8 protein-coding genes are annotated in these 8312 nt (G+C 74.1%); 7 read left to right on the top strand and 1 reads right to left on the bottom strand.

The window, feature by feature from the left end; translation table 11 throughout:
* Positions 1 to 136: 136 nt before the first annotated feature.
* Positions 137 to 1333 (bottom strand): isochorismate synthase DhbC, encoded by a 1197-nt coding sequence (gene dhbC, locus MHW47_RS28620; RefSeq protein WP_239226656.1) that lies wholly within the window; start codon positions 1331 to 1333, stop codon positions 137 to 139.
* A 547-nt stretch (positions 1334 to 1880) separates the two neighbouring features.
* On the opposite strand from dhbC, the gene MHW47_RS28615 reads away from it, so the two are divergent.
* From MHW47_RS28615 to MHW47_RS28585, 7 genes are all read left to right on the top strand, one after another.
* Positions 1881 to 2120 (top strand): phosphopantetheine-binding protein, encoded by a 240-nt coding sequence (locus MHW47_RS28615; RefSeq protein ID WP_239226655.1) that lies wholly within the window; start codon positions 1881 to 1883, stop codon positions 2118 to 2120.
* Positions 2117 to 3004 (top strand): siderophore-interacting protein, encoded by an 888-nt coding sequence (locus tag MHW47_RS28610; RefSeq protein WP_239226654.1) that lies wholly within the window; start codon positions 2117 to 2119, stop codon positions 3002 to 3004. Before MHW47_RS28615 ends, MHW47_RS28610 begins: the two co-directional genes overlap by 4 nt.
* A gap of 93 nt (positions 3005 to 3097) precedes the next feature.
* Complete coding sequence (locus MHW47_RS28605; protein ID WP_239226653.1) at positions 3098 to 4099, top strand: ABC transporter substrate-binding protein; 1002 nt, start codon at positions 3098 to 3100, stop codon at positions 4097 to 4099.
* Positions 4096 to 5118, top strand: coding sequence for an iron ABC transporter permease (locus MHW47_RS28600; RefSeq protein ID WP_239226652.1), 1023 nt, complete (start codon positions 4096 to 4098; stop codon positions 5116 to 5118). Before MHW47_RS28605 ends, MHW47_RS28600 begins: the two co-directional genes overlap by 4 nt.
* Positions 5115 to 6110, top strand: a complete 996-nt coding sequence (locus tag MHW47_RS28595) for an iron chelate uptake ABC transporter family permease subunit (protein WP_239226651.1) — start codon at positions 5115 to 5117, stop codon at positions 6108 to 6110. Before MHW47_RS28600 ends, MHW47_RS28595 begins: the two co-directional genes overlap by 4 nt.
* A complete protein-coding gene (locus MHW47_RS28590; protein ID WP_239226650.1) occupies positions 6107 to 6892 on the top strand; it encodes an ABC transporter ATP-binding protein in 786 nt (261 codons plus the stop codon). The genes MHW47_RS28595 and MHW47_RS28590 overlap by 4 nt, the downstream gene beginning before the upstream one ends.
* Position 6893: 1 nt before the next feature.
* On the top strand, positions 6894 to 8312 hold a 1419-nt coding region (locus MHW47_RS28585; RefSeq protein ID WP_239226649.1), incomplete at its 3' end, for a condensation domain-containing protein.

Raw genomic sequence — 8312 nt, 5'->3', positions numbered from 1 at the left:
CTGGCCCGGCTCGCGGTCACCGCCGCCTGGCGCACCGCCGCCGCCCGGCTCGGGGAGCCCGCCGCCCTCCCGGCGGCCTGAACCCCGGACCGGGCGGCGGCGGAACCGTCCGAACCGGCATGCGGGTAAAGGCGGTTCAGAGTGCGGCGCCGACCGCGCTCAGGAAGGTGCGGAACTTGGCGGCGGTCTCGGCGGTCTCGGCCGCCGGCTCGGACGCGGCGACGATGCCCGCGCCCGCGTAGAGGCGCAGGGTGCGCTCCTCCGCCTCGGCACAGCGGATCGTGACCACCCATTCCCCGTCGCCGCCCGCGTCGCCCCAGCCGACCATGCCGGTGAAGTAGCCCCGGTCGAACGGTTCCGTCTCGGCCAGCACCTGCCGGGCCTTGGCCGTCGGGGTGCCGCACACCGCGGGGGTGGGATGCAGGGCGCAGGCCAGGGTGAGCGCCGAGACGGCGGGGTCGGCGAGCGTGCCGGTGACCGTGGTGGACAGGTGCCACATCGTGGCGGTGCGGGTCAGGGTCGGCCGGGGCGGCACGCTCATGCCGGAGCAGTACGGCGCGAGCGCCTGGTGCACGGCGTCCACGACGACCGCGTGCTCGTGGAGGTCCTTCGCCGACTCCAGGAGCGCGGCGGCCCGGCGCACGTCCTCGGCGAGGTCGTCGCTGCGCGGCGTGGACCCGGCCAGCGGGTTGGCGACGACCCGGCGGCCCCGGCGGGAGACGAGGAGTTCGGGGCTGGCACCGATCAGGGTGCGGCCGGGGCCGGTGGGCAGCGCGAAGGTGTGGCCACCGGGGTCGCGGCGGGCCAGGCGCTGGAGCATGGCCGGCACGTCCAGCGGTGCGGGGGAGGTGAGTTCCAGGGTGCGGGCGAGGACGACCTTGCTGAACTCGCCGCGCCACATCCGGTCCACCGCCGAGGCGACGCCCGCCGCGTAGACGTCCGGCTCCGGTACCGGGCGGATGCCCCAGTCCGGGGCGGACGACGACGCCGAGGGCAGCGCGATGAGCGGGTCGCTGGAGAGCGGCGGGGCGGTGCGCAGGGTCTCGGGCACGCTCAGCGCGGCCGGGGCGGTGTGGTCGAACGGGATGGCGCCGATCACCACGGGGGCGTCCTGCCCGGCGTCGGCGGCTTCGGCCAGGGCGGCCGTCACCCGTTGGTCCACCGGCCGGGCGCCGTGCGGCACGGGGCGCGCGGGGCCGTCGGCCAGCAGGGTGCGCCCCGGGGTGGCGAGGAAGCGGGCGCCGGGTGCGTAGGCGTCCAGGAGGGAGGTGGCGGCCCCGGTGGCCGGGTGGGCCGTGGGCGGGTGCGTGGCGGCTCGGGATGCCGGCGACACGAGGACTCCGATCTCGATGGCCCCGTCCTGCGGAGCCAGGGATGAAGGTGTGGGGGAGGAGCTGGGCCGGGCCGTGCGGCGGTACGCCTGCCGCGGGTCTTCACCCGGAGCAGCCCCTACGGTAGGTTAGGTGAGGGTAACCTAAGTTTGCCTGTGCGCGAAGGGGATGGCGAGAAGCGTGCGGTGGGGTGGGGCGGGCGAACTGCGCGCTCCGGCCGCCCGGTTGGCGGACGGGGTGCCCGTGTCGTACGTGGCGATGTTAGGTTAGCCTCGCCTTGTCTTGAGGGGGACGGTGTGGGCGTGGAATCTGGGGGAGGCCGATGCGCCCCGCTGCGGGCGGCACCGCGTGCGACGCGCCGCCCCGTATCCGCGGCCTCCCGCCGCGCTCCCCGGCCCCCGGGCGGGCCGCAGGGCACCCCCGCCGCCTTTCCGTCCCCCGAACAGCCCTGCCCGGGGCGCCCGTTCGCGTATCAATCGCCTCGCCGGGCCCCGTAGCACCGCCGCTTCGGCCGCCCGCCGGCGGCCCACCCCCGAAGGAGTACCCCCGATGAGTCCGACCTTGTCGCCCGACCGTGTCCGGGCCGACATCGCCGAACTGCTGGGCTGTGAGCCCGGTGAGATCGCGCCCGACGACAATCTGGTCGACCTCGGGCTCGACTCGATGCGGATCATGGTCCTGGTCGAGCGCTGGCGTGCGGCGGGGGCGACCGCGCTGGAGTTCCCCGACCTCTTCGAGCAGCCCGAACTCGCCCACTGGCAGACGCTGCTGGCGGGTGAGGGCGCATGAGCCGCACCGATCACCGCGACCGCCATCTGGCGCGGATCGCCGAAGTCCGGGCCGGGCGGCACGCCGAGAAGGTCGGCTACCCGATCGGCATCCGGGAGGCCGAGGTCGTGCGCACGGCCCCGGTCGGCGCCGGACTGCTGCGGGTGACGCTGGGCGGGCCCGGCACCGAGGGGTTCGAGGCCCATGCGCCCGACGAGCACGTCAAACTGATCTTCCGGGAGCCGGAGGGCACCCTGCGGCTGCCCGAGCGCAACGGGGCGATGCTGCGCTGGCCCCGGCCGCTGCCCACCTCCCGCGAGTACACCGTGCGCCGCTACGACCCCGCCACCGGTGAGATCGACATCGACATCGCCGTGCACGCGGGCGGACTCGCCTCGGACTGGGCCGCCAAGGCGCAGCCCGGGGACACCATCCACGTCGCGGGACCGCCCGGCGGGCTGATCGTGCCCCCCTCCTACGACCGCTACCTGCTCGTCGGCGACCTGACCGCCCTGCCCGCCGTGGCGCGGTGGCTGGAGGAACTGCCCCGCACGGCCAGGGGCTGGGCCTTCGTCGAAGTGGCGGGCGCCCACGAGGAGATCGAGCTGGACGCGCCCGAGGGCTTCGAGGTGCGCTGGCTGCACCGGGGCGACCGGCCCGCCGGCTCCGGCGACGCGCTGGTCCGCGCCGCGACGGCGGTCACCGTGCCCGAGGGGGAGCGTGCCTACGTCTGGGTTGCCGGCGAGGCCGGGCAGATCAAGCCGCTGCGCCGCTGGGTCCGGGACGAACTGCGCCTGGACAAGGCGGACTACGACATCACCGGCTACTGGAAGCGCGGCGTCGCGGACTTCGACGAGGACGACCACGACCACGAACACGGCCATGACCACGGGCACGACCACTGAACGACCGGCCGGACCGGGGGCCCCGCCCCGGGTTGTCCCGCCGAAAGGCCATCAACTAAGGTGAGCCTTACCTAAGTAGCAAGGAGCTTCGGAATGTCCATACGCAGATCGTCCGGCCTGGTCGGCGCCCTCGCGCTGGCCCTCGTACTGGCCGGATGCGGGTCGTCCTCCGACGGCGGATCGGACTCCGCCTCGGAGAAGAACAAGACCCGGGTGTTCACCGCGGACAACGGCAAGATCACGATCCCGGCGAACCCCAAGCGTGTGGTGGCCACCGGCTACGCCGTGCCCGCGCTGATCGAGGCCGACGCACCGCTGGTCGGCATCTCGTCCTGGAAGCGCGGCGAACCGATGATGAGCAAGGAGGACCTGGCCACCTACAAGAAGCTCACCAAGGTGGCGGGCGAGCAGGCGGCCGAGACCAACTACGAGGCCGTCGCCGAGGCCGAACCCGACCTGATCGTCATCGGTGTGCCCGCCCCCGTGCTCGGCGACATCGACATGAAGCGGCTCAAGTCCATCGCCCCCGTCGTCGCGATCGGCCCCAGCGTGCCGTCCGCCTGGCGCGACCTCTCCCGCAAGCAGGCCGACGCGGCGGGCGCGCTGGAGCAGTTCGACGCCCGGAAGAAGGCGTACGACACCAAGGCCGCCGAACTGGCCGAGAAGTACAAGGACGTCCTGCCGAAGCTGAAGTTCGGCCACGTCGGCGCGTACGGCGACGCCGCCAAGGGCACCTTCCAGCGCGAGTTCAACGGCTCCTGGGGCACCAACATCGCCGAGGACCTGGGCGCCACCTACTACGGCAAGGTCAAGGAGCCCGGACCCGGCTCCCGCTCGGTCAGCGAGTACCCCTCCATCGAGGAACTCCCCGAAGCCTTCCGGGAGGCCGACGTCCTGACGTACTCCGTCAACGCCGACGGCAGCGTCTCCGAGTCCGTCAAGTACGTCCTGGACTCCAAGCTCTGGAAGAACCTGCCCGCCGTCAAGGCCGGCAAGGTCTTCCCGTACCGCTACACCGAGGCCGCCACCTACGGCGAGGCCCTGATGACCCTGGACGCGATCGACACGTCGCTCGCTCCGCTGCTGAAGCGGTGACCCTCGCGGGCCGCGCGTCCGAGGCGGCGGGAACCCGGCGGACCGCCTCCCGGGCCGCCCTGCTCGTCGGTGGACTGGTGCTGCTGGCCGTCCTCGCCGTACTCAGCATGGGCGTCGGGGCCCGCCACGTCGCCCCCGGCGAGGTCGTGCGCGCGCTGTTCGACTACGCGGGCACCGACGACCACGTCGTCGTACGGGACGTGCGGGCGCCGCGCGCGCTGCTCGCCGTCGCCGTGGGCGCCGCACTGGCCGTGGCCGGTGCGCTGATCCAGACGCTCGCCCGCAACCCGCTGGCCGAGCCCGGCATCCTCGGGGTCACCGCGGGCGCCGGGTTCGCCGTCACCATCGGCTCCGCGATCGGCCTGGCCTCCGGCCAGGCCGGCCAGCTCGGCTTCGCCGTCGCGGGCTCCGCGCTCGCGGCGCTGCTGGTCGCCGCGGTCGGCCGCCGCTCACCGCTGCGCCTGGTCCTCACCGGAGTGGCGCTCACCGCCGTCCTCGGCGGCGTCTCCCTCGGGCTGCGCCTCATGCTCCCCGACACCTTCGACGTCTACCGCTTCTGGTCGGTCGGCACCCTCGCCGGACGCGAACAGGCCCCGCTGGAATGGCCGCTGGCCGCGATCGCGGTCTCCCTGGCCGCCGCGCTGCTGCTGAGCAGGGCCCTCAACGCCCTCACCCTCGGCGACAACGTGGCCCACACCCTGGGCGCCCACGTCGGCCGGGTGCGGGTCGTCACCCTCGTCCTCATCACCGTGCTCAGCGGCGCGGCGACGGCCGTGGCCGGGCCCATCCTCTTCGTCGGACTGATCGTGCCCCACCTCGTACGCAAACCCGCCGCCGGCTCCGTGCCCTGGACGATCCTCTACACCATGGTGCTCGGGCCCGTCCTGCTCCTGGTGGCCGACATCGCCTCGCGCGTCCTGCTGCCCACCGGCGAGGTCCCCGTGGCCATCGTCACCGCGTTCCTCGGCGGCCCCATGCTGATCTGGGCGGTCCGCCGCTACGGGGCGGGGGCACTGTGAACGTGCTCGGACTGCGCGCCGAACGCCGCACGGTGACCCTCGTCGCCGTCCTGCTCGCCCTGATGCTCGGCCTCGGCCTCCTCGGACTCTGCTACGGGGCGTCATGGTCCCCGCCCTCGCGGGTGTTCGCCGTCCTCACCGGCGCGGAGCACTCCGTGGTGATCCGGGACTGGCGGCTGCCGCGCGTGCTGGCCGGCCTCGTCTTCGGCGCCGCGCTCGGCGTCGCGGGGGCCCTCTTCCAAAACCTCACCCGCAACCCCATGGGCAGCCCCGACGTCATCGGGCTCGACGCCGGCGCCTACACCGGGGCCCTGGTCGCCATCACCGTCCTGTCGGGCACCTCCGCACAGCTCGCGGCCGGCTCCGTCGTCGGCGGACTCGTGGTCGCCGCCGCCATCTACCTGCTCTCGCTCGAACACGGCTTCTCCGGACTGCGGCTCGTGGTCATCGGCATCGCCGTCAACGCCATGGTCACCGCGATCAACTCCTGGATCGTGCTCCGCGCCGAACTGGAGGTGGCGATCGCCGCCGTGGGCTGGAGCGCCGGCTCGCTCAACGGCGTCGGCTGGGAAGACCTCGGCATCCCCTTCACCGTCATCGCCGTCCTGCTGCTCCTGATGGCGACCCGCGCCCACGCCATGCACCAGGCGGCGCTCGGCGACCCGGTCGCCGTCACCACCGGAGTCGGCCTCGACCGGCTGCGGCTGCTCATGGTCCTGGTCGGCGTCGGCTGCACCGCCACCGTCACCGCCGTGGCCGGGCCCATCGCGTTCATCGCGCTGGCCGCCCCGCAGATCGGCCGCCGGCTCGCGGGCGCGGCCGGCATCCCCCTGCTCCCCGCCGCGCTGACCGGAGCCGTCCTGCTCCAGGGCGCGGACCTGCTGGCCCAGATGCTGCTCGCACCCGTCGCCCTGCCCGTGGGCGTCGTGAGCACCGCCATCGGCGGCTGCTACCTGATCTGGCTGCTCACCAAGGAGGTGAGGCGCGCATGACCGCACGCCTGACGGCGCGGGACATCACCCTGCGCTACGGAGACCGGGTCGTGTCCACGCGGCTCACCCTCGACATACCCGACGGCGCGTTCACCGCCATCGTCGGCCCCAACGCCTGCGGGAAGTCCACCCTCCTCAGCGCGCTGGTACGGCTGCTGAAACCGCACTCCGGCCACGTCGAGTTCGACGGCCGCGAGGTCGGCGCCATCGGCACCAAGGCGCTGGCCAAACAGCTCGGCTTCCTGCCGCAGGACCCCACCGCGCCCGAGGACATCCGGGTCCGCCAGCTCGTGGCCCGCGGCCGCTTCCCGCACCAGTCGCTGCTCGCCCTGTGGTCGGACGGCGACCAGGAGGCCGTCGACGGCGCACTGGCCGCGGCCGGCGTCGCCGACCTCGCCGACCGGCCCGTGCAGGAACTCTCCGGCGGGCAGCGGCAACGGGTCTGGATGGCCATGGTGCTCGCCCAGCAGACCCCCTACCTGCTGCTCGACGAACCCACCTCGTTCCTCGACATCACCCACCAGTACCAACTGCTCGGCCTGCTCGCCCGGCTGCGCAACGAGGGCCGCACCGTCGTCGCGGTCCTGCACGACATCAACCAGGCCTGCCGCTTCGCCGACCACCTGGTCGCCATGAAGGCCGGTGCCGTGGTCGCCGAGGGCGACCCCGCGGACATCGTGGACGCCACGCTGATCAAGGACGTGTTCGACCTGCCCAGCGTCGTCGTCCCGGACCCCGTGACCGGCACTCCGATGGTCGTCCCCACCCTGCAAGGAGAGTAAGTTGACCACCGCGAGCGTGTCCCCGGACGGCCTTCTCCCCCTGACCGGCGCCCAACTCGGCATCTGGAACGCCCAGCGCATCGAACCCGACTCGCCCTACTACGTCGTCGGCGACGTCATCGAGATCACCGGCGCCGGGCCGATCGACACGGACGCCCTCGCGCACGCCGTCCGGGCCACCACCGAAGAGGCCGAAAGCCTCCGGCTCAGGGTGTACGACACCCCGGACGGGCCGCGCCAGGCGGTCGGTGACGAGCCCGTCGCCCTGCCCCCGGTCATCGACCTCAGCACCGAGGACGACCCCGCCGCCGCGGCCCAGGAGTACGTCACCGCCGAACGCGCCCGCCTCGCCGAGGCCACCCGGGGCATGACGGACCGCCCGCTGTACGCGCGTACCGTCATCAGGCTCTCCGACCGCGAGGTCTGGTACACCCAGCTCGGCCACCACCTCGTCTTCGACGGCTACACCGCCGCCATGCTCGCCCGGCGCACCGCCGCCCACTACACCGCCCGCGTCCGGGCCACCGAGCCGCCCCGCGCGAACTTCGGCTCCTTCGCGGCGCTCGTCGCCGAGGACACCGCCTACCGGGCGAGCGACCGGGCCGCCGAGGACCGCGCGTACTGGGTCGAACGCTTCACCCCGCTGCCCGACCTCGGCACCGACGACGGCCCCGCCGCCGGCGGCGCCCCCACCCGCACGCTCACCGCGCGCGCCGAGATCGGCCCCGAGGAGACCGCCGCCCTGCGCGCCTTCGCCGCCGCCGAGGGCGTCGCCTGGGGCGAGGCGCTGATCGCCTGCTACGCCGCCTTCCTGCACCGCATGCTGGGCCGCACCGACGTCGTCTTCGCCTTCCCGCTGATGTGCAGGACCGGCTCGACCGCGCTGCGCACCCCCTCCATGGCGGTCAACGTGCTGCCGCTGCGGGTGACCGTGCGCGGCGGCGACCGGCTCGGCGAGCTGAGCCGGCGGGTCGCCGCCGCCATGCGCGAGATGCGCGACCACCAGCGCTACCGGGGCGAGGACCTGCCCCGCGACCTCGGCGTGCCCGGCGCGGGCGCGCTGCTGCACGGACGCGGCATCAACCTCAAGGCATTCGACCTCACCCTCGACTTCGCCGGCGCGGCCGGCGTCATGCGCAACGTCGCGGGCGGCCCGCCCGAGGACATGGGCCTCAGCGTGCTGCCCACCCGCGACGGCGGCCTCCTGCTCGGCTTCGAGGTCGACGCCCGCGCCAAGGACCAGGCCGCCGTGGACGCCCTGATGAGCGGGCTCCGCGCGCTGCTCTCCGGACTGACCGAGGGCCTGCCCGTCGCCCGGATCGCCCTCGCCGCCGCCCCCGCCGGCCTCCTCGGCCGGTGGAGCCCGCCCGCCCTGCCCGGCACCCCCGCCGACGTGCCCGCCGCCTTCGACGCGATGGCC

The organism is Streptomyces sp. OfavH-34-F (genome assembly GCF_022347745.1).
Taxonomy (GTDB): domain Bacteria; phylum Actinomycetota; class Actinomycetes; order Streptomycetales; family Streptomycetaceae; genus Streptomyces.
The sequence above is the reverse complement of the archived record's forward strand: the minus strand, read 5'-3'. Positions and strand labels throughout refer to the sequence as shown.

Coding starts and splice junctions, on each gene's coding strand:
- MHW47_RS28605 (WP_239226653.1), top strand. CDS start 3,098: ATGTCCATACGCAGATCGTCCGGCCTGGTCGGCGCCCTCGCGCTGGCC.
- MHW47_RS28610 (WP_239226654.1), top strand. CDS start 2,117: ATGAGCCGCACCGATCACCGCGACCGCCATCTGGCGCGGATCGCCGAA.
- MHW47_RS28590 (WP_239226650.1), top strand. CDS start 6,107: ATGACCGCACGCCTGACGGCGCGGGACATCACCCTGCGCTACGGAGAC.
- MHW47_RS28615 (WP_239226655.1), top strand. CDS start 1,881: ATGAGTCCGACCTTGTCGCCCGACCGTGTCCGGGCCGACATCGCCGAA.